Raw genomic sequence first — 25,316 nt, forward strand, 5'->3', positions numbered from 1 at the left:
GAATCTTGGTGGCTGTGGCTGCGGGATGCCGTCCGCCACAACATGAGAAGGGTGCCTGACCATGGAGTTCGTCGCTCTCCTTCCGGCCTTGCTCGGGGCCGTCGGCCCGATCCTGGCCAGGGTGCTGCCCGACGAGGGCCAGCGGCTGCAGGTGCAGCTCGACCTGCAGAAGGCGCTGATCGACCAGCAAGGGGATCTCAGTCGCGCCATGGCCGAGGTGATGAAGGCCGATGCCGGCTCGGAGAGCCCGCTCGCCCGGCCGATCACCGTGCTGTGGGCCCTGGCGATGATCACCTGGGTCGGCGTGGTCGCGCCGATGCTCGGGCTGCAGGTCGAGGTGGTGACCGCGCTCAAGGGCGTGCCGGCGGAGCTGTGGTCGCTGCTGACCGTGGGGATCGGCGCCTACATGCTGGCCCGCTCGGTCGACAAGATCGTGCCGCAGATGGTCGGGCCGAAGGGGTGAGCGGCGGCTTGCGAGCCCGGCGATGACGGACAACATCCCGCCCCAGGCGCGGACGATGCGGGCGGGCGGCCCACGCGGGAGCGGATCCATGGCCGACCATCTGCCCGAATGGATCGGGCGCCTGATCGAGCGGGTCGAGGCGACCGGTCGGCAGATGGACGTGCTCGGGGGCAAGCTCGACCGGATGGACGAGAAGCTGGAGGGCGTGGCCTACCGGCGGGACATCGAAGCCTTCGTGGCGCGCGACGAGATCGAGCGCCGGATCGACAAGGCGGTGGACGGGTTGGCGGGGCGGTGAGCGGGCGTCTCGACGTAAGACAAAGGCCGGTCCGGTGCGAGCGACAGCCCGGGAACGCGTGCCTGCCATTCTCCTCACGAGCCGCGTTGCACGCGGCTCGGCTCACACGGCGGTGAAATCGGACGCGCTCCCGCCCCGGGGGAAGATCGGGGCTCGGCCGAGCGACTCGCTGAAGTTGGCCCGCTGCTCGCCAAGATCCGCAATCATCTTAGGGATCCACTCAGCCGCGCCGGCGCCTCCGCGCGGGGCTTTTTCATGCGCGTGTCATTGAAAGCTGATTTGCCGAATTCGCTGAGCGAATTGCGATCAACCGCTGCCTTTTACTACTCAAAATCGCATATCAACGTTGCGACGGTATTCAAACCTGAGCTATGAGCATATCGAGGTAACGAGCGGCAATTTCTCAATGGGAACCATTATGTCCGATTGCTGCTTTTGCTACACAACTGACAAGTATTATTTTTTACCTACTCTTCTTAGTGCAGCTCAAGCTCGGCAACATATCTCCAAGGGAAAAGCCGATGTCCTGATCCTGGGTTTCGATTTTCAGAACCAAGACAAAGCCTTTCTACAGCAGATAGCAACCAAATATAATGTTTTGGTGCAATTTTACGACAGGCGTGAAATCAAAAACTTACCAATTTACATGGCTAGACATTTTCTAGACACAATACTCGATAAGCGTTACATTAATATCATTCACATCGATGGTGACACGCAAATCTATGCCAACATCGATCCACTCATCGAGGCGCCGCTTGCTTCAGGAAGCATACTTGCTGCGCCCGATCCTATGGCGCTCCTTTTCGGCGAGCCCGATAGATTGTCAAAAAAGACAACGGCTTATCTTCGGTCGATCGGATTGAGCAGCGGTATCGCGGCACGCTACATAAATTCCGGCGTCTTTCGTGTCGCAAGATCTGACCTGAAAGCCATCGATCAAGAAATTCAAAATTTGTGTGGAAAAAATTTAGCGCAATACAAGTTCACAGAACAAGATGCGATGAATGTCGCATTTGGAGATCACATAAGTCTAATTTCCATGAAATGGAATTACCCTGCATTTTTCGCAAATTTTGTTTATAATGGCCTGAAAGATGTTCACATAAAGCATTTCATGTCGAACCCAAGGCCTTGGCATGGGCCGTTCATACCGTGGGGTAAAGCCGGCTACAGCCCTTATACTGATATGATCAGCGCCCACCCTCAGTTGAAGGATTTCTATCGGCCAATGCCAAGACGGACAGTGGTCCGCTACATGGTACAGCAGCGAGCCAAAAAGTTCCTGGATTCCAGAATTTGGCAGACTGAGGCGATCGCAAATAAGATCGTAGAATTTGAAAAGCATGCTGCAGTTTAGTACAACGTTTTGCCTATCGGTGATCGAAGACTCTGCGTTCGCGTATGGTAGAGCCGCAGATCGCGTGACGGCTGGGTTCAGCTTCACCGACGCGCCTATCGGCTCCTGTCCTGCCCAGAGCAGCGTCGTGTGAGACGCTCCGATCCACCTCGTTCGTCAGCGAGACTGAACTTCAGCCCACCTGGCCGACCGCAGCGGGCTTTTTGTGCGCGACGCCTCCCTCGAACGGATGATGCGGATCATCTCTGCCCAGGGTTATTCAAGAGCCTTCGAAAACCCAATGGCAACTGAACCCGCCCGAGCCCGCCGCGGCGGGTTTTTCTTTGGTGGAGATGGAACAGCGAGACACAAGCGGCTGTGTCGCTCCAACGCTCCCACATCTTGGAATCGGGAGTCACGTTGGAGCGAACGATGCACGTCGAAGCCGTCTGCGCCATCGGATTTCTAGCCGGCCTCGTGGAGTTCGCCCGCCTTTTTTGCGAGGCCCCCGAAGCCGGCGACGCGTGACCGGCAAGCCGATGCTGTCGAGCATATCACCCGGGCTGGCTCACCTCAGCTGCGGGCTTACGTCCGCCGCACCCGGCGCACGGCGTGGCGGCCGACGCACCATCTGTCTGCGATTCATCTCCCGCCCGCCCGGGTCCCCGGCGCGGGCTTTTCGTACCCCAATTCCGGTGCGGGACAACCGCAGCGTTGGTCCCGAACGACCCGCTCACCGCCACCGATCACCCCGAGTTCCGAGCCGCGTTGCGTATCAGCCCAGAGGCTCGTGAGATCGGACGCTCCCGCGCCCCGTGCGCGGATCGGGGCGGGGCCGAGCAACCCGCTGGAATGGGCCGCCGCTTGCGGCTGTCTGCTCCCCCTCTCAAGGACCGCTTCAGCCCGACGGCTCAACCGCCTGGGGCGTTTCGTGACGTCAGCATGCTCGGATTCGGCTTTCAATCCCACCCACCGCCGGCTTGCGCGGGGTCGAATCCGTTTTTCGTGAGATATATGGTTTCAGCAGAAATCGAACTCCCTTCGTGCGCGTCAAATTCCTGGCGGTGGTTCGAGATAAGATAAATTTGGCCCGACTCGCAGCCACTGCAGATAGAAGCAATCATCTCACGATTGCTTAAATCGATCCTGCGATGAAATTTATCGTGTCGTGCCTTAGCTTCTGCATTCCTGCGATGGAAGATTGGTGCCGTAACTGAATTCGATTTCGTCAAAGGATCTTCGGTCTGTAGACTTGCAGTCTTTTCATACGAAAATGTGGGCTGAGCCGCCAATATACTAAATCCTATTATGAAAATCTTCGGTCGCATGCTGACCTCTGGCCGAACCAAGATCAGCAAGAAATGGTTAGCGCCGTGTTAAATTTTCCGGATGTGAGCCAATATTGACGGGTCGCGGTGGGCGTGGGACCGAAACGCGGGCGACGATGAACTCCGCGCTGTGCAGATTGTCGATCCAAATAACAGCTTACGCCCGGCCCGGCGCCGTGGGCTGATCGTGGCGATGCGCTCGGCGGCTTTCGCGCCCACGTCCAAAATCAGGGGCGGCAGCTCGCGTTCTGAGCCGGTGATCGTTGAACCAACGTCCGGTGGCGACGCTTCCCAGTGGCCCGGTGCGCCCTGTTTGCGCCCAGGCACGGAGGAAACCCATGCGCATCCTATTTCTTAGCCTGCTGTCCGCTGCGAGCCTCGCCAGTCTCTCGCTACCCGTGGCTGCCGTTCCGGCCGGTCCCGCCTCCGAGATATCCACGCGACCCGGCATGATCACGCACGTCCGGATGCATCGCCATCACATGCGGCGGGGACGGATGACTTGGGTGCAACGGAGAGGCGGCCGGCGCTAATCAGTCGTTGATGGAACGGCACGACGATCTGCTCACACCCGTTCGAGCCATCCCGGCGTGCCTCCCTTGACTCTGAGCCCGCCCGGTTCGCCGCGGCGGGCTTTTTCATGCACACCCCGGAACGCCCGATTCATCTTCTTCAGCAAGCGTCACAGCACACGGAAGGCTGACCCTCTTGGAGATGCATGGACACGCCTGGGCACGGCACTGCGGACTACCCCATCCCTTCGAGCGATACGCTGGCCGCCATGCCCAGTGACGCCTTCGTTGCAGCTTGGCGGACCCTTACCGGCGAACCGCCAGCCATCATGCTGAGCTCGCGCGCCGCAATGATCGCCTTGCTGGTTTCCAGCATGCCGATCGCCCCGCTTCGGCCAGCGATCCCGGTCTGGAACGGTGACGGTGCCGGTGTCGGCACGACCCGGTAACCGCCGGCCGCCATCCTACAGCCGAGCTGCGTTGCGTATCGGCTCGGCTCACACGCTGGTGAGATCGGACGCTCCCCCGCCCCGTGATCAGATCGGGGCGGGGCCGAGCGCAATGTCCGATGCGGGAAGCCTACTCCGACTTTCGGTGTCCGCGCCCGTGCTGCTCCTTGTCGGCGCCGGCCGCAGCTGCGGCCTCCTTCTCAGCCTTGCCTACCGTCGCTGAGCTCGTCGCCGCGTCGCTGGTTCCGCCCGCCGGTGCATTCGATGCAGCCGATTTGGGATGCCCCTTCCCCTCGGTCGGTGGCTCAGCCTTCCCACCCTCGAGAACCTCGGGGTGGCCTGCGCCGGCCTTTGCGCTCCCGGCCTCTTGGACTTCGGCGGCCTTCTGTTCCTGAGCACTCATCGTGCTGTGGCGCTGTCCGTCGCCGTGCTGCCCCTTGGCTGGGTTCGACATCGTGCTCTCCTCCATCGTGGTCAGGCGGCAACTGCGTGCGCCGCTGACGGTTCGGAGGAAAAGCCAGCGTGCGACGAAAGGCCGAACGCTGACCAGCAGGGAAGCAGCAGCCCTAATCGCCAAGACGCATGCCCGTCCGGCTGATCCGTACCTGAACAACCCGTCAACTCTGCGCCGGTCGAGCACCTGAACAGATAGCCGCCAAGGCCTCCGATCTCCGTCACCTGTTAAGGCCCTCGCGGTAGCCCCGCTGGGATGACCGATCACCCAGCGCTGACCGACCGCCCGACCACGGTCGCCTCTTGGCACGACCAGATCGAACGCCCATCCGAGCACGCTTTACCCTGACTGAAACAGAAAAGGCCCCGGAGCATCTCTGCCCGGGGCCTCATTGGTCTGGAACCTGCCGTCGCGGTTACGGGCAGCTATGCCGGCGGCCATCGTTACCGAGATAGGTACCGGTGCGCTGATCGTATGAGCGGAAGCGTTGGATGCAGTAGCCGACAGAGTCATCCGACGAGGTTGCATCCGTTCCGTAGCCAGCTGGAGCGTAGCCGGATCCATAGCCGGCGGGCGCATAACCATACCCTGCCGGTCCGTAATCCCCACCATAGTAGTCGTCCCCGAGGGCTCCGTAGCCGTAGCCGAGACCCACGCCCGCAAGCCCCAGGCCCACACCAAGGCCCAGGCCGCCGTAGCCGTAGCCTCGGCCGCCGTAACCGAAGCCGCGGCCGCGCTGGAAGCCTCGTCCGGCGAATCCGTGATTTCCGACGAAGCCGGCGCCACGGATGCCCGGGTTACTCAGGGCACCGCGATTGGCAAATCCAGCCCCGGTAGCACCAACTCCACCGAAGCGCGCACCACCAACGCCCAGGCCGCCACCGAATCCGCGGCCGGCTAGGCCGTTACCGACTCCGCCGCCGGCCAGAGCATTGCCGCTGACCGCGCCACCACGGAATCCCCCGCCTGCGAAACCACCGCTGCGCAAGCCGCCCCCGTGAAACCCGCCCCCAAATCCGCCGCCCCGGAAGCCGCCGCCGCCGAAGCCTCGGGCATCGGCTGTGGCCGGGAGAAGGGCCAGAGCGCCAACAATCGTCGCAGCCTTCAAAATGGTACGGTTCATTGTGTCCTACCGATATAAAACGAGGAGTATCTAACTGGACAACACGACGGCGACCGAGTTGGTCCCAGCGAAATCTGTCCGAATAGCCGCGGGCTGCTCGGCGCTGAGGCCGCGCCGAGTATCTCAGGCGGTCGTTCATCCGCGCCGCCGCTCCGCCTCATCCTCGGCCGCGTGCTGCCGCTTCGTGGCAATCCGCAGGTCGAGCCAGGCGATTGCGGACGCGTGCACGTGCAAGGCACTCACGTGTCCAGGGCGATCGTCAGCCGCCCTGCAGGCTCTCCGCGAAATCCTCCGGGATCTCGCCCCACTGGCCGAGGATCGTGACGCCCTCCAGCTCCCCGGTCTCGTCGTCGGCCACCACCTTCAGCGCCGCGGCCCCGGGCATCCGCTTGGCGAGGTTCTCGGCCTTTTTCAGCGCGCCGCTCTCCGTCTGTGCAGGCTCCTGCCGCGCCGGCCGCAGCCGCTTCCGGTGCAGCTCGAACGGCTGCACCACGAACGCCGTCTTCATCACCATGCCGCTGCCTACGCCCGCTGGCCGTCCACCCGTACGGCGGTGAACGCACGAAACAGCACCGGCCGGCCTGCGGCATCGCGCACGTCCACGGTCCACACGGTCCAATCCTGGCAGCCGACCCCCGTCATCAGACCCAGCGCCACCCGGTCCGCGTGCTGCCGGACCTCGCGGATGCTCGACAGCCACCGACCCTGCAGATCGAACACGGCGTCACCGCCACCCAGGCAATGGAAGCGGTAAAGCCTCCGCGGCATTGACGTTTTCCCAACCTCTCCACAGCCGCCCACCGCAATCGCCCTGCGATCCGAAACAGCCATTGAACCACGCCTCGCCGTCCGCTTTGTTCCCGATGTGTTCTAGTCGAGGTTGTGAACCGGATGCACGCCCAACGGCACGATTCGCTTGTGGAGATCCGCTCATCGGAGGCCGAGGCGATCGCATCGGCCTATCTCCGGGCCGCCGACGGCGATGCCCGCGCGGCGCTCGTTCAGGCGATCACGGATGCGCTGACCGATCTCGACGCGGCCGAGCGGCGCGCGGCCGGGCAGGGGCGTCTGATCTCGCGCGGCTACGCGCGGGGCTACGTGCATGGTTGACGCGCTGTCCCAGCGTCTGGGCGACATCGCCGGCGACCGGCTGGCGATCGACTGCGCGTCCTGCCGCCGCCACGGCAGCTACCGGCTGGACGGCCTGATGGCCCGGTTCGGGCCGGAGATCGCGATGCTCGATCTCCTGCGGGCTCTCACCACCTCCTGCCGCCACCAGCGCGAACCGGGCGCCACGGTCGCGCGCAAGTACGAGAGCCAGTGCCTCGCAACGCTGCGTCTGCCGAAGATGCCCGACCTGGAGCCGCCGGTCCCGCCGGGCCGGCCGTTCGCGCTCGAGGTCTGGGACGCGCGCGGCCGGGTCGAGCTGCGGCTCGGCGTGATCTACCCGCTCGACGGCGCAGTCGCCGCGTTCGAGGCGATAAAGAACGCCTATCCGCGCGACGAAGTCACGTTGCGGCAAGGGGCGCGGGTGCTGTACCGGCGCCCCCGGCCGGGGGCGCCGGACCACGTCGATGCCGATCCCGGCGGTGCTTGAGAGGGGCTGGGGCCACTGATGGCGGTGGTAGACACGTGCGGCCAGGACCAGGGCACCGTAGTGCCGGAGGGGCGGCATTGGTGGGCTGGAGGGCGTGGATCACGAAGTTCGAGATGCGCACTCCGGGCGACATGACGCAGCTGGGGAAGCTGATCGTGGCGCGGACGTGAGGGCCACGCCGTGGAGCTTCGGTTGGTTCGCTTTGGGTGGTTTTCAGCCGATCCGCTTTCAGGCGGCAATGCATGAATGCGGACGTCGTCGCGACACGCGCTCGCAACCCTTGCAGAAATTCGGAGGATCCACTTCCCGGGATCTCGTTGGGTGAAGACTCCAAGAATTCAGCGCGCTGACCTGAATCCGTACAAACCATACAAAATTCCAAAAACCCGAATTTTGGCGAATGCTGCAGGTTGGCCCTCGCAATTACCACCGGGTTGGCATCTGGATTGATACACCCAGGAATTGAGAGCACAGTGCCAGCGACCACGCAGAAGTCGTCTGCGCGTTGGGAAGCCGCGCAGCCTGGAGTGCCCATGATGGACCGCCCCCGCGCAGATCGGTGCCTTGAGATTGCCCGTGAGTTGCGTGCGGCGGCCGAGGAGACGCGGCGGACGCTCCAGGTTTCGCGCGATCTCGTGCGGCGCTCCCGCGAGCAAGCCGCCACCGGGCCGTCGACATCTGGCGACGACCCCGGCCCCTCGGAACAACTGGTGACGTCTCTCATCGAGGCTTACGAAGCCGCGGAAAATGAGCACGACCCCCAGACCCGCCTGCTGCTCGGCCACGTGCTCCATCATGTCGGGCGTCGCGTCGCCGAAATGATCGGACCGCGCGCGGGCGGGATCGCGGTGCATTGAGCGCCGCGGCGCAGGGATTGGCGGAGAGCTACGATGAACGTTGACGATCCGCCGGACGACGACCCCGGTGCGCTGGTGCGCATCGCCTGGACGCTGGGCGTCCCGGTCGCGACCTTCCTGACGACCTACCCCACCGGGAAATCGGACCTTGAAACCGCCGTAGGGGCTCTGGATCATCCCGCCGAAGTGGTAGCGCTGCTGCGCCTATTTGTACGGCTGAAGAGCCCCGAGGCCCGGGCCCGCTGCCTCGCCTACGTCGTGCAGGAGGCCACGCACGACGGCTGATCCGCGCGGCCGTCCTCGACAAGGCCAAGAACGCATGATGCTGGAACCCGACGAACGGCGCGGCATCGATCCGAAGGCTCAGAACGCGGTGATGGACCAGGACCACTTTCCGATCATCGGCATCGGCGCGTCCGCGGGCGGCATCGAGGCAATGCGGAGCTTCTTCCGGGGGGTCCCGGAGACACTCAGGGCCGCCTTCGTCGTCATCACGCATCTCAGCCGGGAGCACAAAAGTATGCTCCCGGACGTGCTGGCGCGGTTCACGCCGCTTGAGGTCGAGGCCGCCGCCGACGGCGTGCCGGTCCTTCCGGGCCGCGTCTACGTCATGCCGTCCGGTTTCGTCATGGGCATCGCGGGCGGGCGGCTGACGTTGACGCCGCTCGAGCCAATGCGCCGCGAGACCAAGCCGATCGACGTCTTCCTGACCGCCTTGGCTCTCGACCAGGGCGAGCGTGCGGTCGGCGTGATCCTGTCCGGCGGCGACGGAGACGGCGCCATCGGCGTCAAGGCGATCAAGGAGCACGGCGGCCTGACCCTGGCCCAGACCGCGGATGGCGACGGCCCCGAGACCGCCGATATGCCGCTCAGCTCGCTGCGGACCGGCTTCGTCGATTTCGGCGAGATGGCCGAACGGATGGGCGACCGGATCGCCGCGCACATCGCCGCGACCGGCGTCGGCGCATCGGCTGGTCAGGCCGATGCGGTCGCGCGGGAGCTCGACGCCGAACTGCTCACCGAGATCTTCGCCATCCTCCGCCGTCAGGTCGGCCACGACTTCTCGGGCTACAAGCCCAGCACCTTCGTTCGGCGGCTGCAGCGGCGCATCAGCATCGTCGGCGCGACCGGCCCGAGCGGTTACCTCAAGCTGCTGCGTGCCGACCCAGCCGAGGTCGGGGTGCTGTTCCGGGACCTGCTGATCGGCGTGACGAACTTCTTCCGCGACCCCGCCGCCTTCGAGGCGCTGGCTACGCAGGTCATCCCGAGGCTGCTTGAGGCGCGCGCGGCGACCGATGTCGTGCGGATCTGGGTGCCTGCCTGCTCGACCGGCGAGGAGGTCTACTCCGTGGCCATCCTCCTGCGCGAGCATATGCTCACCCTGGCGGATCCGCCGCGCGTGCAGATCTTCGCCACCGACATCGACGAACGCGCACTCACGGTCGCCCGGACCGGCCTCTACCCGAGAGCCTACCTGTCCGCTGTCTCGCCCGAGCGGATCGCCCGGCATTTCGTCGTCGTGGGCGACAGCGCCGTGGTCGCGAAGGCCGTGCGCGACCTATGCACCTTCGCCCCGCACAGCGTGCTGCGCGATCCGCCATTCTCGCGCCTCGATCTCGTCTCCTGCCGCAACCTGCTGATCTACCTCGGCGTCGAAGCCCAGCAGCAGCTGATGCCGGTGCTGCACTACGCCCTCCGCCCGCGCGGCTTCCTGTTCATCGGTATGGCCGAGAACGTGACGCGGTTCGAGGACCTGTTCGAGACGATCGACAAGCGGCACCGTATCTTCCAGGCCCGCGACGCGATCCCCCCGGCCCGGCTGCCGCCGATGTCCGGGCCGGACACGGCGATCTTCGCCAGCACCGGCCAGCCTTACCGACGTAACGTGACGACGCACACGGCCCTGCGGCACGCGGTCGAGACGCAGATGCTGTCCGAGTACACGCCGCCCCACGCGGTCGTGACGCGGACGGGTGAGGCCGTGCACTACTCGTCGCGGATCGGCGATCATCTGGAGGTCGTGCCCGGCCAGCCGACCCGGGAGTTGGCCGCGATGGCGCGTAAAGGTCTTCGGCTGGATCTCAGGACGGCCCTGCGCGAGGCGATCGAGGGCAACACCTTGGTCGTGCGCGACGGCATCGGCGTCGAGCTTCCGGACGGCCGTCTCCAGTCGATCTCCCTGGTGGTCAAGCCGCTAAACACGCCCGGCGCGATCGAGCCGCTGTTCCTGGTCGTGTTCAACGAGGCCGCCGCGCCCGCCGAGAACGAACGCCAGCAGGCCCTGGAGGCGACCGAGCGGGACACGGCGCTCCAGGGCCTGGAGCGCGAATTGAGCGTGACACGCGAGCGGCTCCAGGCCGTGATCGAGGAATACGAGACCTCCCTGGAGGAGCTCAAATCCTCGAACGAGGAGCTGTACTCCGTCAACGAGGAGATGCAGGCCGCCAACGAGGAGCTTGAGGCTTCGAAGGAGGAGACGCAATCGCTGAACGAGGAGCTTCAGACGGTGAATTCCGAGCTCACGTCCAAGATCGAGGCCATCGATCAGTTGAGCGACGACCAAGCCGCGCTGTTCGAGGGCATGAACGTCGCCAGCGTACTCCTGACGCCGGATCTTCACATCCGCATGTTCACCAGAGCGGCGGCGCAGGTCTTCGGCTTGCAGCCGGGCGACGTCGGCCGGTCCCTGCGCAACTTCTCGGCGCCGATCCCCCTGGCGTGGCTGCAGGACGAGATCCCGACGGTGTTGGCGGCGAACCAGCCCTCCGAGCGGACGGTCGAGGGGGCGGACGGCGCCCGCTACCGCGTCCGCTTGACGGTCTCGTCCCGCAACGGCAGCCGGATGCCCGGGATCGTCGCCAACTTCACGAACCTGTTAGAACAGGAGTAACCCATGGGTCTGTACGCCGCGCCTGGGACTTCTGCGAGCCGGTGTGAAGCAGACACTGTCGGCTGCGCAAGCGCGGCTGGAGCCGCCACAGCTTTGCAAAGCCCTCCCGGCTCTGCTTTCAGGCGAATGGATCGTATCGTCGACCTAAGCTGAATGTCGGACGTCAGATTTCCGGCAGCAGGCCAAGAACCGGTCGCTACCCCAAGCCCGAGTTGCCGGACGGCCAACGAATGGCCGCTTTCGGGAGGGGCCGATGGCTTTCGGCACGGCTGAGTTGAGTCGGAAGCAGCCCTTTTGAACCAGTGTCTTACGCCGTAGCAGTTAAAGGTCAGCGTCGCATTCCCTTCATTACGACATAACTTACCGCAGGCAAATATCGCTGCCTCGGGAACGCTGGTAGTCCAGGGACACAACAAAGCGATGCGTTTGCATCGGGGCCATAAAACGCCGCATTTTCTATCCGCATCAATTCCGGCCGTTGGCAAAATTGTTGTGAAATCTTAACGGTCACGGCCAAACTGGGGGACAGGGGGTCGTCGGTTCGAGCCCGGCCACGCCGACCATTTTCTTGCTGCTGTTTCGAAGGCAGCGCATCACTCCGCTGACAATCTGTCTCGATCACCGCGGAAGCGGGGTTCCGTCAGCCACTCGGGTGCAGCAGCCGAGCGCCACGTCGCGGCCAATCAACTTTAAAATCCTGCGCACAAGCGGCTTCTAAGAGCCAAAATCGGTGAGCCGGAGCCGTCCCGGCGGCGCGGCTACTCGTCCGCGAAGGCCCGGGGTTCCGCACCGATCGCGGCAGCGGTCAGCGTGACTGCACCGGCCGCCTGTCGCAGTTCATACCGCGCGATGTCGTCCGCAAGTTTGACGAGGCAAACGAGCAGGAGCCCGAGCAACAGGCAGCGGCGGAGGGTGAACGCGGGGATCAGCATGGCGGGCGCCTCGAGGAGACGCCAGCACCGTACCTTGGCAGGTGCGCGAGGGCTGCCACGGCGAAAGCACAGCTGCACAGAATGAGAACGGCCAAGCTGTGGCAAACGTTCGTCACGCTAAAGGCTGGGTGAGCGCAACCAAGCGAATACGATCTGAAGATGCGTCATGGTGCGGTATGCGCTCCCGCGGCGAACCGCGCGACGTCGTCCGCGGTCGGGGCCTGGACGCTGAACGGGAAGCTCAACGACCGGACGATCTGACCGTGCCCGAGACCGGGGTAGATGTGCGTCTGCGGAGGCTCATCACCGGCCTGCAACCGGTTCGCGAGCGCGACGGTCCCAGTCGGCCGCACGTCCTGATCCTCCGCGCCGCTCAGCAGCAGCAGCGCCGGGTGCCGGCCGACGGCGTGGTTGATCGGCTGCATCGCGGGGTCGGCCCCGGCAAAGACCTGCTTGTCCAGGGGATCGGTCAGCGCCGAGGTCGCGTAGGGTCCGGCCAAACCGACGATCCCGGCGAGGTCCTCGGGACTGGACCCGGCCCGCTCCAGCCACGTCGCATCGAGACCCAGCATGGCCGCCGCCCACGCGCCGGAGGAATGGCCCGCCACCACGACGCGGCGGGGATCGCCGCCGAATTCGGAAGCGTGGCCGATCGCCCAGGCAACCGCGGCGGCGTTGTCGGCCAGGATGTCCGACAAGCTGGCGGCCGGGAAATGGCGGTATTCCGGGATGACCACGACGAAGCCTCGTCGTGCGAAAGCCGCGCCGACATAGGCGACGTCCGCCTTCGAGCCGCTGCGCCACCCGCCACCGTAGAGGAACACCAGCACCGGGCTCGGCACCGAGCTGTTCGGCCGGTAGATGTCGGCCTGATGCTCGCTTCCGGCCGCATAGGCACGGTTCGTGTCGACGTGAACCTCGACCGGGGCCAGCAGGTTCAGGACTACCAGGGTCGCGCCGACGAGCTTGTCGAAGAGCGTGGCGAGCATCGGTCGATCCGTTGCGAGGGTGGCCACGACACGTGCGGGACCGCGCGGGCGGCAAGAAACCGGGCTCACATCCGTCGGCCGGCCTGAGCCTTCCGCCCCGGACACCGATCCCCGTCAGTGATCCCGCTTCCCGATCCGTGCCATCTAGGACGGCGGCGCGGATAAATCTGTCCGTAGGGAGAGCCTACGTGATTTCCAGCACGCCGAGCCGGTCGGTCACCTGGACCATCATACGCCGCTCGGCGGAAAGCACGCTCACGCTGACGGAGCCGTCATCCGCGAAGCGATGCAGACGTACGCTTCGAGGTTGCTGCGCGAGGAGGAGATCCACCGCTTTCGGCGTCGCATCGGGGCGGGCGGCGAGGCTGCGCCGGTCCCAAGCGTCGATGCCTTGCCAGAGCGGCACCAGCAGGGCCCCGTCCCGCCGGACGAAGCGTGCCGAGACCAGATTCGGCATCGCGCCGGCTTGAGTGATGGCGACGTCGCCCGAATAAGGCGCGCCCGCAGTGCCGTGGCCGCCGAACAGCCGGATGAGGTTGCGCACGGCCGTGAAGGCAGGCGTCGGCTGTCCGTCATAGGCCAGGAGGCCGAAGCGGCTCTCGGGATCGCCATCGCCGTGATCGAAGCTGGCGATCAACTCGTACAGGTAGGTCCGCCGCACCCCCTGCAGGTAGCTCCACAGGAGCAGGCGGGGGAGATAGCGCGCCCGGATGCCCTCGGAGACCGGCAGGTGGGCGCTGCGGGTTGCGAGCGCCGTGTGGTAGCCGTTCTCGGTGGCGATCATCGGCGCCGAGCCGAACACCGGCCGGGCCGCCGCGACGAAGCGGGCGAGGCTGCCGCCGCCGCCGGTCTCCGGGTGCTCGGCGCCCGGATAGGCGTGGATGTTGCCGAGATCGACCAGCGCGGCGAGGTTCTGCGCCGCCGCGACGTTGCCCTGGATGTAGCTCGGTCCGGCGACCTGGACGGCGGGGTCGCGCGCGTCCGTCCGCACCGCCCGGAACAGGGCCGCCTGATGGTCGGCCGAGAGACCGGGAAGGTCGCGCCGGCCGGCGATCGGCGGCTCGTTGCCGCCCTCCGCGATGATGAGCCCGCCGCCGGCCCAGTGGGCGATGGCGGCGAACTTGTCCGGGGGCACGCGGGGGCCCGGCGTCAGACCGTCGTAGAAGACGAGGCTGAAGCGGTAGCCGCGGCCGGCGAGGGCGGCGATGCGGGCGAACTGGCCGGCCGGCTCACCGCCGGTGAGGACGATATCGTCGCGCAGGTGCCGGACGCCGAGGGTATCGAGGGCGGCTGCGCAGGCCTCGAAACGCGCCACATAGGGCGTGCCCCCATGGCCGAGATGGACGTTCACGCCGATCGAATCGATCAGATCCTCACAACGATGCGGCGGCGCGGCCGCCTCGGCACGGCCGGCCACGAGGGCGCCCGCAGCGAGCGCCAGGGCTGACCGGCGCGTGAGGTCGCTCATGCCCGCCCAGTCACGGTCTGGAGCCATGCGGAAACGGTCGGCGCCGGCCGCTTCGCCGTCGCCGCGGGACTGCGCCGGGTCGCGCGCACGAGGTCACGCAAAGCCTGTTCGAGGGCGGCCTGGGCCTCGGCGGAGCCGAGGTTGTGGTCCGCCCCGGGCACGATCGACACCGGCGCGCCGAGGCGCCGCGCGACCCGGTCGGGGTTGCGGCCGATGTGACGGTGCAAGGCGGCCAAGCCGGGATCGCCCGCGCTGTAGAGCAGGCGGATCTCGGCACCGCGGCGCCGGAGCGCGGTAAGGCGGCGCGCGACCGATCCCCCGGGGATCCGCGGACCGAACGCCCGGCGGATCCGCCGCAGCGCTGCGTCGACACCGCGGCGGGCCAGGACGCCACCGATCGCCCGGACCCGGATCTGGCCGCGGATCAGCCGGCGCCAGGTATCGCCCTGCTTCAGGAGCGTCGCGTAGGTCGAGGCGCTGCCGTAGGTCTGGCGGATGACGCTGTCGATGCTCTGCTCCGGATCCCAGTCGAAGCAGTAGAGATTGATCAGGAGCGCCCCGTCGATCCGCGGATCCCGGCACAGCGCGTGGAAGGCCGCATGGGCGCCGCTGCATCCGCCGGCGAGCACGATCGGGCCGCCTCCGGCCACCTGATCGACCGCCTGGATGACGTCTGCGAAGCCGTCCGGCGCAAAGAGCGGGCGGCTTCCGTCCGGCCGTCCGACACTGTCGCCGATGCCGGCGACGTCGAACCGAAACGAGGCGATGCCATCGCGGGCGAACCTTCGGGCGAGCCGGGTGGTCTGTCGTCCCCAGCCCGAACGCACGGTCATGCCGGTCGACACGAACAGGATGGTCGGCGCACCGGGTTCCGACCTGTCCGGCGCGCAGGCGATGCCGAACAGGCCCTGCCCGAACTGAACTGCCTCCTCGGTCCAGCCCGGGCCGGCGAGACGCGCCGCAGGCGGGGCCGTCGCGCTTGTCGCCGCCGACTCAGCCCCCTCGGTTACGAAGGCGGCGATGCGGGCGAAATCCGCTTCCGGAACCTTCGCGAAGATCGGATCGCCCACGAGATGCGCGAGGCCGGCGAAGGGCCCCGTCTCGACGGCGCAGCCGACGGCGTTCAAGCGCGCAGCCAGCGCCCCCGGATCGGTGCCGAGGATCAGCACGTGGGGCGCGGGCGGCGACGCGATCCGGGTGAGGCTCAGCCCGGAAAGCGCGGCCTGGAACGACGCCTCCATGCGGAAGCCGCCGACGGTCAGGCTGTCCGGCTCCGCGGGTGGCGCCGATCCGTCGGGCAGCCGCCCGATCGTCTGGGCCCGGAGCCGCATCTCGCGCAGGTAAGCGCGACCCGTGGCCACGGGCGCCAGGAGGACGAGACGGTCCACGGGCTCGGCTTCCGCGGCGAGCGCCGCGAAGGTCGCACCCAGGCGGAGGCCCACGAGCACGATTTCGGCGATTCCGGCCGTCTCGCGCAGATACCGGACGGCCTGCCGGATCGCGGCCACGCAGGACTCCACGCCGGCCGCGTCGGGATCGGCGGAATCGCCCTCGCCCGGATAGTCGAAACGCAGGGTCGGGCAGCCCGCCTCGGCCAGTTGCTCGGCCAGCGCCCGCCAGGGGCGATGGGCCGCCATCTGCTCGAACCCATACGCGCCGCACAGAACCACGCCGCGCCGCCCGGCCGCCGGATGGAACCAGCCGAACAGGCCTTCGAAGGTCACCGGTGCCGGATGGTGTCGAACCGGGGAGGGGGCCGACATGGGCTGGGCCTCAGGCGTCATGGCCGAACTCCACGCTCTCGGTGCCGTTGATGGCCCGCACGGTTCCGCGAGGAAGCCGGGCACAATCCGCGAAGGCGATGATCCGCGCCGTTCCGGGCGCCAGATGGAAACCGCTGTCGGTCGGTCGTGCGCCGGAGGCGCGAATCTGCACGCCGAACGCGAGCCGCTCGGTGGCGACCCTCAGGGCCGGTCCCGCCTCCGTCGTCACCGGCTCGGCGGTGAGGCCGATGGCGTCCTGCGTGCTCGGGCGGGGCCCCGGAAAGTGAAACGCCTCGGCGAGCATGCACCCGTCCGCATCGGTCAGGCGCGCATGGGCGACGTCGTGGACCCGGGGGCCGAACCGGTAGCTGTCGGTGGCGTCGAAGAAGCGGTGGAGCAGCTCGGCCGAACTGAGCGTCAGCGTCCCGCGGGCGCCGACAGCCACCGCTCGCTCGGCGCGGGCCGCAACCCGGCCGTTCGAATCGGAAAACGTCAGCGTCACCGTCAGGCGACGGGCCTCCGCGGTCTCGTTGAGGACGTGGAGGTGCAGACCGTCCAGCCCTTCGTCGGTGATGACGATCTGTACGGGGCGGAAGGCGCGCTTCAGCGCGTGCCACGCGGATTTGGGACGCTGCGTCCAGTCGATCACGCCCCAGCCGGCACCCGGCCCGAGGTCGCGCAGCATCAGGACGAGGCCGCCGGCGGTCGGCGAATGCGGGCGGCGCCACTCGGCGAAGGTCGCCTCCATCACCTCGGCCACGGCCGCGCGGCCGAGATCGAGGTAGCGCTCCGGATCGTCGGCGCGCAGAGCAGCGAGATCGACGCCGAAGAGGTGGCCGACATAATGGTCGCGCACGGTCTCGAAATCCCAGTCGGCGCCCCGGTCGCGGGGAATGCCGGCGGCCCAGCCCGGATCCGACGGACCCGCAGGCCCCGGCGTCCCGGGCTCGGGCGGGTTGGCGAAGGCGAGGCACTCGCTGGCGAAGCCGACCTCGGCCCGGCGGGCATCGTCGAGGGGCCGGCAATAGGCGCCGACGCCGAAATAATGGGTGCAGCCGCCACGCGGCGCGAAAGGGAGGGCCCCACCGGAGGGCGAGTTCGGCACGACCACGATGTCGGGGCGCTGGCCTGCAGCGAGCGTCGGCAGCTTTGCCTCGCAGAAAGCGTCGGCCCAGATTGCGCGCGGCGCGCCCAGCATGGCGGCCTGCTGCCAGACCTCGCTGCCTCCGCACAGGATGCAGAGCGACGGCGCCGTCTGGGTCCTGTCGAGGAACGCGGTGACCTCCCGGTTCAGGGTGGCCGAGAAGCCCGGATCGTCGTGCGGGTAATCGAAATTGGCGAGCATCAGGTCCTGCCAGACCAGGATGCCGAGTTCGTCGCAGAGATCGAAGAAATCGGTTGCCGGATAGAGCGTCGTGCCCGGCACGCGCAGCATGTTCATGCCGGCCTCGCGGGCCAGCGAGAGCAGCGCTCGCGTTCCCTCGGGGCCGAGGCCGACGAGATCCGGCGGCGTCCAGAGGGCGCCGCGGCAGAAGACCGGCACGCCGTTGACGGCGAGCGACAGCCCCTCCGCGAAGGGCTGCGTCAGCGCCAGCGACCGGAAGCCCACCCGGCCGAGATCGACGGTCGCTCCATCGACGCAGGCGGAGACCGCGTGAAGGTTCGGCGCGCCGTGCGTGTGCGGCCACCAGGGCGCGACCTCCGGCAGCACGAGTTCGCCGGCGAACAGGCCCGGCTCCGTCTCGGTGAGCGTGGTTTCGCGCCCATCGCACCGGAGCGTGACCGCCTCGGCCACGCCCTCGACGGTCAGGCGGGCAAACAGACAACCGGTCTCGCCGTCGCGGGTCGCCCGGAGATCGGCCGATACGGCGCCGGGGTGCACGGCTTCGATGGTGATCGGCCGATAGGGCCCGACATGGTCGATCTCCGGGGACCAGCCCGGCATGAAGCCGAGCGCGCTGGTGCGCACATGGCGCAGCGACCCGGGCGTGATCATCCGCGGCCGCCAGCGCCCGCGCTTGGCCGGACGGTCGAGTTCCGCACGCAGCGACCGAAAACAGAGCGCAAGGTCGGATCGTGCGGCGAGATCGACCTCGACCGCGTATGGCTCGAACATCGAGCGGGTGGTGAGGACCGGGATGCCGTCGAGCCAGATCTCGGCCAGCGTCGCCAAGCCCTCGAAACGCAGGCGGTACCGGCCAGGGCCGAAGACGTCCATGCGATACCAGACGTCCTGGTCATGGATCGGCGTCGGCGCCGTCTCCGACCAGCGCCCGGCCGCGCGCAAGGAAGCGGCGGCGGTCCCCGGAACCGAGGCCGGGATCCAGCCGGCCACGCCATCGAGATCACCCGGCCCCGCGCAGGCGCCGGGCGGGGTCACGGCGAGCCGCCAGGAGCCGGGCAGCGCCTCGGACGCCCGACCATCGACGTTGCGGATGAGGGCCATCGCGTACCCCTAGCGGCCCAGCGCGTCGTCCAGGGCCGCGAAGACGCGCGCGTAGGTCGCCGCCGCCTTGTCCAGGCGCGGGGCCAACCCGTCCGCCTTGCGGCGGTGGAAGGCGCGGGCAAGCTGGAACTGGAACGCCTTCGCCTCCCGGCTCAGCTCCGCAGCGGCCTCGGCGGCGGGTGCGAAGGCACCGGCCCCGTTGGCGTCGAGCCAGGTGAGATGGCTCGCCAGCATCTCGAAATTCGCGCCGAGCTGCCGGGTCGTGTTGAACGCGTAGGCGTGGAACACGCTGAGCGGCTGAACCACGAGCCCCTCGGCCGTGGCGGCCAACGCGTCGCAAAATGCCAGGACGGGGTTGCGCTGCGGGGCCCGTGCCCGGTGCTTGGCGAGCAACTCCCGTGCGACGCCGGGAAGCTCGGAAGCCGGCAGGGGTGGGGCGACCGTCTTCACGAACTCCGCGTAGGGCGGCAGGGTCGCGGGGCCGAAGATGCCGGCGTAATCCGCGCCGGAAAGGCGGAAGCGGCCGGCATTGTGCAGGTAGTCGAGTTCCCCGGCCGCCGGGTCGAGCGCCAGGATGCCGATCGTCGTCTTGCCGTGGTCGCGGCCGTAGGTCGTGCCGTGCGTGTCGGGAAGATAGATCGCGTCGACCTCGACCAGCACCGGCCGGCCCGCGGCCATCTGCATCAGCGCGTGCGCTTCGAGGCCCGCATAGACCGCGAGTTCCAGCACTTCCAGGCCGTAGAGCCGCTCGATATCTGCGGGCGGCGGCTTGAAGAAGGTGAACTGGTCGCCCTCGAAATCCTGCCGGAGCGTGAAGCCCAGCATTGCCTCCGGGACGAGGCCGCGGCCATGCAGCAGTTCGATCCAGAGATCGACGTAGCAATTCGTCTCCGGCCAGTCCCGCTCCCCGTCGTGAAGCGCATGCGGGCTATAGGGCGCCGCGATCCCGAGCCCCGACGACAGGCGCAAAGCGGCGGTCACGGCTCAGCCCCAGAGTGACGTGCGCACGGCCTCGGGCCATGCGGCGAGGTCGAGCCCGTGGTGCCGCAGTAGCGCCAGGGTGATTCGCTCCAGGCCGAAGCCGACGCAGGCCGTGTGGGCCACGCTGCCATCCGCCTGCTGCAGCTCCCAGGTGCTGCCGAAATGGTCCTGGTGGTAGTTGAAGCTCAGGCAGGCGGTCGGCTTCTCGACGCTGTTGACCGGCACGTTCAGTTCGAACTTCAGCCCCTGCGCCCGCTGGTTGTTGGCGAGCATCCGGCCGGCGCGTCCGAAGAACGGATCGTTGGCGACATCGATGGCAAGCGGCAGGCCGAGGTCGCGCATCATGGCGGTGCCGCGCTCCAGCCAGGATTCGCGGAAGGCCAGCACCTGCTCGGGGCTGCCCATGCGCACGTATTCGCGCATCCGGAACAGCTGCATCCGGGTCGGCTCCAGCGAGGGCTCGCGCCGGAAGCAGTAGGATTGCAGATCGAACAGGCGCCCCTCGGCGGGCAGCGCCCCCCGGGCGGCGGCCACCGGATAGAGCGGGTAGCAGGCGGCGGGCGTCAGGACGACGTCGGTGGCCTCCTGCTGGCCGGTCCAGTCGCGGCCCTCTTCGACGCAGGCCAGGATCTCGGCATGGCCCGCCCCGTCGCCGCAGAAGCTGTGAATCGTGCCCGCGAGATTCGGGAAGCCCTTGAGATAGCCGCTGCGCTCGAAGGCCGGCCGGCTCATGCCGGGCGGGAAGCGCATCACCTCGGCGCAGTCCGCAGCGCCGAGGCGCGAGATCAGCCGATCGAGGGCCTCGACGACGCTCTCGAAGGCGCCGCTGCGGCCGTAGAGGCCGTCGACGCCGGTGCGGATCAGCAGGCCGTGATCGAACAGGCGGTCGAGGAAGGTCGGGCTACCCTCCGGCTCGTCGTCGAGGATGAGGTCGCCCTGGGGAGAAGAGATCGAGTCCATCACGCGCTCATGAGCTGGCCGCTGCCCTTCTGCACGAGCAGAAGCTTGGCGGTGTTGGCGAGGATGCGGTCATTGCCGATCATCAGCGGCGCCGAGAGGACGTCGCGGAGCGGTCGGCCGAGGCTGAAGGGCGTGTCGTTCTTGTAGCCGGAGAGCCCGACGATCGAGAGGGCCCGGCGCACGATGTCGACCGCCATGTCGGAGACGGTGACTTTCAGGTTGTTGAGCATCACGCTGAAGCCCAACGACCCGATCGTATCGGCGTCGCCATGCGCATCCTCGAACCGGCGCAGGGCCGCCACGACGGTGCCGCGCATGGCCTGATGCGCATTGACCACCTCGGCGAGCCGCAGGGCCGTAGGCGGCACCTTGCCGGGGGCGCGGCGCGCCTCGGCCTGCACGAACGCCCGGGCCCGATCGACCGCGTAGGTGGTGATGCCGTACCACACGCTGCTCCAGAGCAGGTGAGAGGCGGCCAACATCGAAACGGCGGCGATCTCGGCGAAGGGTTTGGGCAGGATCTGCTCGACCGGCACGTCGCGGGCTTCCAGCCGGAAGCCATCGCTGCAGGTGCCGCGCATGCCGAGCGTGTCCCACTGGCTGGTGCGGGCCAGCAAAATCTGATCGGCCATCAGCGCGACCAGCACCTGATCGGAGGTCAGGGCCTCCGGGTGGCGCCGGGCGGTGGCGAGGATCAGGTCGGCCTGCGCCCCGTAGGAGATGACCGAAGCGTCCTTGCCGAGCGAGAAAGTCTCGCCGGTCGTCTCGACCGCACACAAGGAGTTGCGCAGGTCTCCGCCGATACCTGCCTCGGTGGTCGAGGAGGCAACCAGCAGCTGCTCGCGGGCGATGCGCTCCATCAGGCGGCAGTGCCACGCGCTGTCGAGCCCATGGACCACGAGGCTCGACACCTTGATGTGGTGCATCGCGAAGACCATCGCGGCCGCGCTGCAGGCATGGCCGAGCGTGCTGCAGACCTCCGCGATCTGCACCAGACCAGCACCCTCGCCACCGAACTGGCCCGGAATCTGGAGGCCCAGAAGGCGCTCGGCCTTCAGGGCGGCGACCGCTTCGGCGGGAAAGCGGCCCTCGCGGTCGACGGCATCAGCGTGGCGAGCCGCCACCGCCGCCGCCCGCTCTGCACGCGCGGCGAGCGTGCTCATGCGGCTTCCTGCTTGATCAGGGTGGAGACGGCCTCGCCGATCGCGCGGATCGACGAGAACGATTTGCGGTTCAGGAGCTCGTCGGGAAACTCGACGTTGAAGCGCTCCTCCAGGGCCAGCATCAGCTGAACCGAACCGAACGAGTCGAGGCCCATATCGAACAGGCTGTCGTCGTCCGAGAGCTGATCGACCTTACCGGCGAAGGCTTCGTTCGAGCCCAGGATTTCGCGAATATCTTGAGCGATGTTCAAGGCGGAACTCCTTAATCAAGTGAATGACACTTTATTGATCCGCCTCGTGAGGCGTCAAATACTCTACGTATTAATAGTAAATTTCGGCCATCCGCTCTGCCAACTAAAGCATGGCCGTAAGCTGAGGTTCCCGGTGGAACCGCCTGGGTCATACTGACCGCGCACGCCTTTCCAACCAATTTCCAACCCGTATCGACCAGTGTCTCAGCCTGGACATGTGGACAAGACTGACTTGGGGCATGTCTTCCGCCTTCCGGAGGCGGCTTGTTCAGCAAGAATCCGAACACTCCGTGACTCGGCGGCGCGGGATCCGGCATGGTGGCGCGTCGTTGCGTCCGCACGGGCAGACGATGTTCCGCGAGCAGCCAGCGAGCCATGCTCTACAATTTGCAGATCCTGCGCGCCCTCGCGGCCTACCTCGTCTTCCTGACCCATTTCGGCCTGTACGCCGGCCCAGTCCTGCCGAGGCCGGACCTGCTGGCGTTCGGTGCCGCCGGCGTCGACGTGTTCTTCGTCCTGTCCGGTTTCATCATGTTCGTGAGCACCAGCGAGGGTGATGCGGGCGTCGGCACGTTCCTGACGCGGCGGATCGCGCGGGTCGTCCCGGTCTACTGGCTCGTCACCCTGGGGCTGGCCCTGATGGCGCTTGTTGGCCTCAGGCCGATCGGCATCATGGACTTGCGACCGGAATACCTGATCCAGTCCCTTCTCTTCCTGCCGTTCTCCCGGGGTGGCTACATCGAACCATTGAACTCCGTCGGCTGGACTCTCAATTACGAGATGTTCTTTTATGTGGTGTTCGCCGGGCTGCTGCTGGTACCGACGCGCGAATGGCGCGCCCTGACCGCCGCCGCGCTCTTCCTGAGCCTGACGCTCCTCGGGCTCCTGCCGGTGCCCGGCCTGTACTGGGCCTATTACACGAAGCCGATCGTGCTCGAATTCGCCGCCGGCATCGGCCTCGGCTACGCCTATCTGCGCCTCGGGAGCCTGCCCCCGGGCTTCCCGGTCCGGCGCGTGACGGGCGCTGCCATCGTGTCGGCCGGGCTGCTCGTGCTCGGAGGGCAGGCCGTGGCCTACAGTCTCGGGGTGTCGCCGGAGATGACGGGGTTCCTCCGGCCCCTGGTTTGGGGATCGGCTGCCAGCCTCGTCGTCGGCGCGATGCTGCTGCTGGAGCAAGGCGGCATCACCCTGCGCTCACGCTGGCTACTCTCTCAGGGTAACGCCAGCTACTCGTTCTATCTCATCCATAACCTGATGCTCCACACGGCCTCGAAAGTCGTGGCGCTCCTTCCCGTTGGCGAATCCTTGCGTGCCGGGCTGATCTTCGTGCTCGCCTTCGCGGCTTCGGCCGCCCTCGGGTCGGTCCTGTTCCGCCACATCGAGGCCCCGATGAACGCCGCCCTCCGGCGTCGTTTCGACCGACGACCGGTGCCGACGCCTTTGCAGAGCGCCCTGACGCGCTGACAGCAACGGGGCACCTTCGTACCGCCGGGCGCAGGTCCGCGAGGACGCATCGGTCGGGGGCGGCCGGACGCGGAAGCACATACGACACGGCGAACAGATCGCACCGGGTGGCTGTCAGTGCGGGCAGTGTCTCGCGGCGAGTTCGCTTCGCCTCCGCGCGAATAACAACCTGCAAATGCGGAATTGAGATTGGAATTCGCCAACAAATTAACCATACCGTAGAATTAAAATTAAGGTTGTCGCCGATCCGTTAGTTCGAAATAAGTAATAATCGCCCTGACGCAGACCGCATTCATTCCTTCTTTAAAACCGGCGCCTCATCTTAGGTTCTACACGTGACGCAGTCCACGGGCTCACGTGCCCTCGGCAGACGGAATGTCGTCCGATGCGCGTCGCGGTGTGTCGACAAGGAATCTCGGATGCGGGTCGCAATCGTTCACGACTGGCTCTACGTCGTCGGCGGGGCAGAGCGCGTTCTCGAGCAACTGCTCAGGATCTATCCGGACGCCGACGTCTTCACGCTGTTCGACTTCCTGCCGGCGGCGGACCGGGCACGGATCGGCTACGATCACGCGCAGACGAGCTTCCTGCAGCGCCTGCCGCTCGCACGCACGCGGCACCGGGCCTACCTGCCGCTGATGCCGATCGCGATCGAGCAGTTCGATCTGTCGGACTACGATCTGATCATCTCATCGAGCTATGCCGTGGCGAAGGGCGTCCTGACCGGGCCCGATCAGCTCCACATCTCGTACATCCACTCGCCCATGCGCTACGCCTGGGACCTGCAGCACACCTATCTGCGCGAGAGCGGCTGCGACACCGGCCTCAAGGGCGCGCTCGCCCGCATGGTGCTGCACCGGATGCGCCTGTGGGACGTCCGCACGGCCGCCGGGCCCAACGCGATCGTAGCCAATTCGGCCTTTGTGGCCCGGCGCATCCAGAAGGTCTACGGCCGCCAGGCCGAGGTGATCCATCCGCCGATCACCTTGTCGAGCGAGCGCTTCGACGGGCCGCGCGGCAACCACTTCCTCGTGGCGAGCCGCCTCGTCCCCTATAAGAACGTGGAGGCGGTGATCCGCGCCTTCGCGGATCTTCCGGACCTCCACCTCGTGGTGGCCGGAAGCGGCCCGGACGCCGCGCGGCTGCAGGCGATCGCAGGCCCCAACGTCTCCTTCACGGGCTTCGTGTCCGACCAGGGCCTGCGCCGGCTCATGGCCACCGCCCGCGCCTTCATCTTCGCGGCGGAAGAGGATTTCGGGATCATCGTGCTGGAGGCCTCCTCGGAGGGCACGCCGGTCCTGGCCCTCGGGCGCGGCGGAGCGCGCGAGACCGTCCAGGCGCGCGGTCCCCAGCGGTCCGGGATGTTCTTCGACAGGTCGGACCCGGACGCGATCGCGAACTGCGTACGTGGATTCCTCCAACAGGAAAGCAACTTCACCCGCGAGGCCTGCCGGGCGCAGGCCGATCAGTTCTCGGCCGAGCTGTTCCGGGTGCGGTTCTCCCGCTTCGTGGATGAGCAGATGGCCCTCCACCGGGCGGCCTGCGAGCCGCCGATGCGCATCCTTCCGCGCCTGGAAGCTGTGAGCTGA

At 67.0% G+C, this 25,316-nt stretch carries 25 protein-coding genes; 11 read left to right on the forward strand and 14 right to left on the reverse strand.

Going from position 1 to position 25,316, the window contains the following annotated elements:
• Positions 1-61: 61 nt before the first annotated feature.
• The 3 genes from MKK63_RS29665 (at position 62) to MKK63_RS29675 (ending at position 2,121) form a co-directional block, all read left to right on the forward strand.
• Complete coding sequence (locus tag MKK63_RS29665) at positions 62-463, forward strand: 3TM-type holin (RefSeq protein ID WP_244007902.1); 402 nt, start codon at positions 62-64, stop codon at positions 461-463.
• 22 nt (positions 464-485) lie between these two features.
• Positions 486-761 (forward strand): hypothetical protein, encoded by a 276-nt coding sequence (locus tag MKK63_RS29670; RefSeq protein ID WP_244007904.1) that lies wholly within the window; start codon positions 486-488, stop codon positions 759-761.
• 418 nt (positions 762-1,179) lie between these two features.
• Entirely contained in the window at positions 1,180-2,121 is a 942-nt protein-coding gene (locus MKK63_RS29675; protein WP_244007906.1) for a glycosyltransferase family 8 protein, read from the forward strand.
• A gap of 2,054 nt (positions 2,122-4,175) precedes the next feature.
• On the opposite strand, the gene MKK63_RS29680 is transcribed toward MKK63_RS29675, so the two are convergent.
• The 3 genes from MKK63_RS29680 to MKK63_RS32090 form a co-directional block, all read right to left on the reverse strand.
• Complete coding sequence (locus MKK63_RS29680; RefSeq protein ID WP_244007908.1) at positions 4,176-4,403, reverse strand: hypothetical protein; 228 nt, start codon at positions 4,401-4,403, stop codon at positions 4,176-4,178.
• Positions 4,404-4,519: 116 nt separating this feature from the next.
• Positions 4,520-4,843, reverse strand: coding sequence for a hypothetical protein (locus MKK63_RS29685; RefSeq protein ID WP_244007910.1), 324 nt, complete (start codon positions 4,841-4,843; stop codon positions 4,520-4,522).
• A gap of 415 nt (positions 4,844-5,258) precedes the next feature.
• Positions 5,259-5,519 carry a BA14K family protein gene (locus MKK63_RS32090; protein ID WP_313901807.1) on the reverse strand — a complete coding sequence of 87 codons (261 nt, stop codon included), beginning with the start codon at positions 5,517-5,519 and terminating at the stop codon, positions 5,259-5,261.
• A gap of 84 nt (positions 5,520-5,603) precedes the next feature.
• Between MKK63_RS32090 and MKK63_RS32095 the strand changes: the two genes are divergently transcribed.
• A complete protein-coding gene (locus tag MKK63_RS32095; RefSeq protein ID WP_313901809.1) occupies positions 5,604-5,744 on the forward strand; it encodes a hypothetical protein in 141 nt (46 codons plus the stop codon).
• A 481-nt stretch (positions 5,745-6,225) separates the two neighbouring features.
• Here the strand turns inward: MKK63_RS32095 and MKK63_RS29695 are convergent, their stop codons facing one another.
• Both MKK63_RS29695 and MKK63_RS29700 read right to left on the reverse strand, forming a co-directional pair.
• Positions 6,226-6,480, reverse strand: coding sequence for a hypothetical protein (locus MKK63_RS29695; RefSeq protein ID WP_244007914.1), 255 nt, complete (start codon positions 6,478-6,480; stop codon positions 6,226-6,228).
• 8 nt (positions 6,481-6,488) lie between these two features.
• Positions 6,489-6,734, reverse strand: a complete 246-nt coding sequence (locus tag MKK63_RS29700; RefSeq protein ID WP_244007916.1) for a DUF6894 family protein — start codon at positions 6,732-6,734, stop codon at positions 6,489-6,491.
• Between the two features lie 123 nt (positions 6,735-6,857).
• Between MKK63_RS29700 and MKK63_RS29705 the strand changes: the two genes are divergently transcribed.
• The 5 genes from MKK63_RS29705 to MKK63_RS29725 all read left to right on the forward strand — a co-directional run bounded on the left by MKK63_RS29705 (position 6,858) and on the right by MKK63_RS29725 (position 11,310).
• Positions 6,858-7,076, forward strand: a complete 219-nt coding sequence (locus tag MKK63_RS29705; protein WP_244007918.1) for a hypothetical protein — start codon at positions 6,858-6,860, stop codon at positions 7,074-7,076.
• Positions 7,069-7,563, forward strand: a complete 495-nt coding sequence (locus MKK63_RS29710; RefSeq protein ID WP_244007920.1) for a hypothetical protein — start codon at positions 7,069-7,071, stop codon at positions 7,561-7,563. The genes MKK63_RS29705 and MKK63_RS29710 overlap by 8 nt, the downstream gene beginning before the upstream one ends.
• A gap of 533 nt (positions 7,564-8,096) precedes the next feature.
• Positions 8,097-8,420 carry a hypothetical protein gene (locus MKK63_RS29715; RefSeq protein WP_244007921.1) on the forward strand — a complete coding sequence of 108 codons (324 nt, stop codon included), beginning with the start codon at positions 8,097-8,099 and terminating at the stop codon, positions 8,418-8,420.
• Between the two features lie 33 nt (positions 8,421-8,453).
• The gene (locus MKK63_RS29720; protein ID WP_244007923.1) at positions 8,454-8,705 is read left to right on the forward strand and encodes a hypothetical protein; all 252 of its coding nucleotides are present in this window, start codon (positions 8,454-8,456) and stop codon (positions 8,703-8,705) included.
• Positions 8,706-8,739: 34 nt separating this feature from the next.
• Positions 8,740-11,310 carry a CheR family methyltransferase gene (locus MKK63_RS29725; protein ID WP_244007924.1) on the forward strand — a complete coding sequence of 857 codons (2,571 nt, stop codon included), beginning with the start codon at positions 8,740-8,742 and terminating at the stop codon, positions 11,308-11,310.
• A 758-nt stretch (positions 11,311-12,068) separates the two neighbouring features.
• On the opposite strand, the gene MKK63_RS29730 is transcribed toward MKK63_RS29725, so the two are convergent.
• The 9 genes from MKK63_RS29730 to MKK63_RS29770 form a co-directional block, all read right to left on the reverse strand.
• A complete protein-coding gene (locus MKK63_RS29730; protein ID WP_244007927.1) occupies positions 12,069-12,242 on the reverse strand; it encodes a hypothetical protein in 174 nt (57 codons plus the stop codon).
• A gap of 164 nt (positions 12,243-12,406) precedes the next feature.
• Positions 12,407-13,231: an alpha/beta hydrolase gene (locus MKK63_RS29735; protein WP_244007929.1), complete on the reverse strand. Its 825-nt coding sequence runs from the start codon at positions 13,229-13,231 to the stop codon at positions 12,407-12,409.
• A 184-nt stretch (positions 13,232-13,415) separates the two neighbouring features.
• Positions 13,416-14,699, reverse strand: a complete 1,284-nt coding sequence (locus MKK63_RS29740) for a hypothetical protein (protein ID WP_244007931.1) — start codon at positions 14,697-14,699, stop codon at positions 13,416-13,418.
• On the reverse strand, positions 14,696-16,483 hold the full coding sequence (locus tag MKK63_RS29745; protein WP_244007933.1) for an alpha/beta fold hydrolase: 1,788 nt from the start codon (positions 16,481-16,483) through the stop codon (positions 14,696-14,698). The genes MKK63_RS29740 and MKK63_RS29745 overlap by 4 nt, the downstream gene beginning before the upstream one ends.
• A complete protein-coding gene (locus MKK63_RS29750) occupies positions 16,473-18,908 on the reverse strand; it encodes a glycoside hydrolase family 2 protein (RefSeq protein ID WP_244007935.1) in 2,436 nt (811 codons plus the stop codon). The genes MKK63_RS29745 and MKK63_RS29750 overlap by 11 nt, the downstream gene beginning before the upstream one ends.
• Before the next feature lie 9 nt (positions 18,909-18,917).
• Positions 18,918-19,889: a DUF1839 family protein gene (locus MKK63_RS29755; RefSeq protein ID WP_244007937.1), complete on the reverse strand. Its 972-nt coding sequence runs from the start codon at positions 19,887-19,889 to the stop codon at positions 18,918-18,920.
• Positions 19,890-19,892: 3 nt separating this feature from the next.
• The gene (locus MKK63_RS29760; protein WP_244007939.1) at positions 19,893-20,849 is read right to left on the reverse strand and encodes an amino acid--[acyl-carrier-protein] ligase; all 957 of its coding nucleotides are present in this window, start codon (positions 20,847-20,849) and stop codon (positions 19,893-19,895) included.
• Positions 20,849-22,012, reverse strand: a complete 1,164-nt coding sequence (locus MKK63_RS29765) for an acyl-CoA dehydrogenase family protein (protein WP_244007941.1) — start codon at positions 22,010-22,012, stop codon at positions 20,849-20,851. Before MKK63_RS29765 ends, MKK63_RS29760 begins: the two co-directional genes overlap by 1 nt.
• Positions 22,009-22,263, reverse strand: coding sequence for an acyl carrier protein (locus tag MKK63_RS29770; RefSeq protein ID WP_244007944.1), 255 nt, complete (start codon positions 22,261-22,263; stop codon positions 22,009-22,011). The genes MKK63_RS29765 and MKK63_RS29770 overlap by 4 nt, the downstream gene beginning before the upstream one ends.
• Positions 22,264-22,638: 375 nt before the next feature.
• On the opposite strand from MKK63_RS29770, the gene MKK63_RS29775 reads away from it, so the two are divergent.
• Complete coding sequence (locus tag MKK63_RS29775; RefSeq protein ID WP_244007946.1) at positions 22,639-23,727, forward strand: acyltransferase family protein; 1,089 nt, start codon at positions 22,639-22,641, stop codon at positions 23,725-23,727.
• Between the two features lie 419 nt (positions 23,728-24,146).
• The gene (locus MKK63_RS29780; RefSeq protein WP_244007948.1) at positions 24,147-25,316 is read left to right on the forward strand and encodes a glycosyltransferase; all 1,170 of its coding nucleotides are present in this window, start codon (positions 24,147-24,149) and stop codon (positions 25,314-25,316) included.

The sequence above is a fragment of the Methylobacterium sp. J-088 genome (genome assembly GCF_022829295.1).
Lineage (GTDB): Bacteria > Pseudomonadota > Alphaproteobacteria > Rhizobiales > Beijerinckiaceae > Methylobacterium.

Bases quoted from the DNA above. Each gene is read 5' to 3' on its own strand.
- MKK63_RS29685 (WP_244007910.1), bottom strand. From the start codon at position 4,843: ATGTCGAACCCAGCCAAGGGGCAGCACGGCGACGGACAGCGCCACAGC.
- MKK63_RS29740 (WP_244007931.1), bottom strand. From the start codon at position 14,699: ATGAGCGACCTCACGCGCCGGTCAGCCCTGGCGCTCGCTGCGGGCGCC.
- MKK63_RS29715 (WP_244007921.1), top strand. From the start codon at position 8,097: ATGATGGACCGCCCCCGCGCAGATCGGTGCCTTGAGATTGCCCGTGAG.
- MKK63_RS29735 (WP_244007929.1), bottom strand. From the start codon at position 13,231: ATGCTCGCCACGCTCTTCGACAAGCTCGTCGGCGCGACCCTGGTAGTC.
- MKK63_RS29700 (WP_244007916.1), bottom strand. From the start codon at position 6,734: ATGCCGCGGAGGCTTTACCGCTTCCATTGCCTGGGTGGCGGTGACGCC.
- MKK63_RS29665 (WP_244007902.1), top strand. From the start codon at position 62: ATGGAGTTCGTCGCTCTCCTTCCGGCCTTGCTCGGGGCCGTCGGCCCG.
- MKK63_RS29775 (WP_244007946.1), top strand. From the start codon at position 22,639: ATGCTCTACAATTTGCAGATCCTGCGCGCCCTCGCGGCCTACCTCGTC.
- MKK63_RS29670 (WP_244007904.1), top strand. From the start codon at position 486: ATGACGGACAACATCCCGCCCCAGGCGCGGACGATGCGGGCGGGCGGC.
- MKK63_RS29725 (WP_244007924.1), top strand. From the start codon at position 8,740: ATGATGCTGGAACCCGACGAACGGCGCGGCATCGATCCGAAGGCTCAG.
- MKK63_RS29730 (WP_244007927.1), bottom strand. From the start codon at position 12,242: ATGCTGATCCCCGCGTTCACCCTCCGCCGCTGCCTGTTGCTCGGGCTC.
- MKK63_RS29780 (WP_244007948.1), top strand. From the start codon at position 24,147: ATGCGGGTCGCAATCGTTCACGACTGGCTCTACGTCGTCGGCGGGGCA.
- MKK63_RS29720 (WP_244007923.1), top strand. From the start codon at position 8,454: ATGAACGTTGACGATCCGCCGGACGACGACCCCGGTGCGCTGGTGCGC.
- MKK63_RS29705 (WP_244007918.1), top strand. From the start codon at position 6,858: ATGCACGCCCAACGGCACGATTCGCTTGTGGAGATCCGCTCATCGGAG.
- MKK63_RS29710 (WP_244007920.1), top strand. From the start codon at position 7,069: ATGGTTGACGCGCTGTCCCAGCGTCTGGGCGACATCGCCGGCGACCGG.
- MKK63_RS29765 (WP_244007941.1), bottom strand. From the start codon at position 22,012: ATGAGCACGCTCGCCGCGCGTGCAGAGCGGGCGGCGGCGGTGGCGGCT.
- MKK63_RS29750 (WP_244007935.1), bottom strand. From the start codon at position 18,908: ATGGCCCTCATCCGCAACGTCGATGGTCGGGCGTCCGAGGCGCTGCCC.
- MKK63_RS29675 (WP_244007906.1), top strand. From the start codon at position 1,180: ATGTCCGATTGCTGCTTTTGCTACACAACTGACAAGTATTATTTTTTA.
- MKK63_RS29745 (WP_244007933.1), bottom strand. From the start codon at position 16,483: ATGACGCCTGAGGCCCAGCCCATGTCGGCCCCCTCCCCGGTTCGACAC.
- MKK63_RS29760 (WP_244007939.1), bottom strand. From the start codon at position 20,849: ATGGACTCGATCTCTTCTCCCCAGGGCGACCTCATCCTCGACGACGAG.
- MKK63_RS29680 (WP_244007908.1), bottom strand. From the start codon at position 4,403: ATGGCGGCCGGCGGTTACCGGGTCGTGCCGACACCGGCACCGTCACCG.
- MKK63_RS29695 (WP_244007914.1), bottom strand. From the start codon at position 6,480: ATGGTGATGAAGACGGCGTTCGTGGTGCAGCCGTTCGAGCTGCACCGG.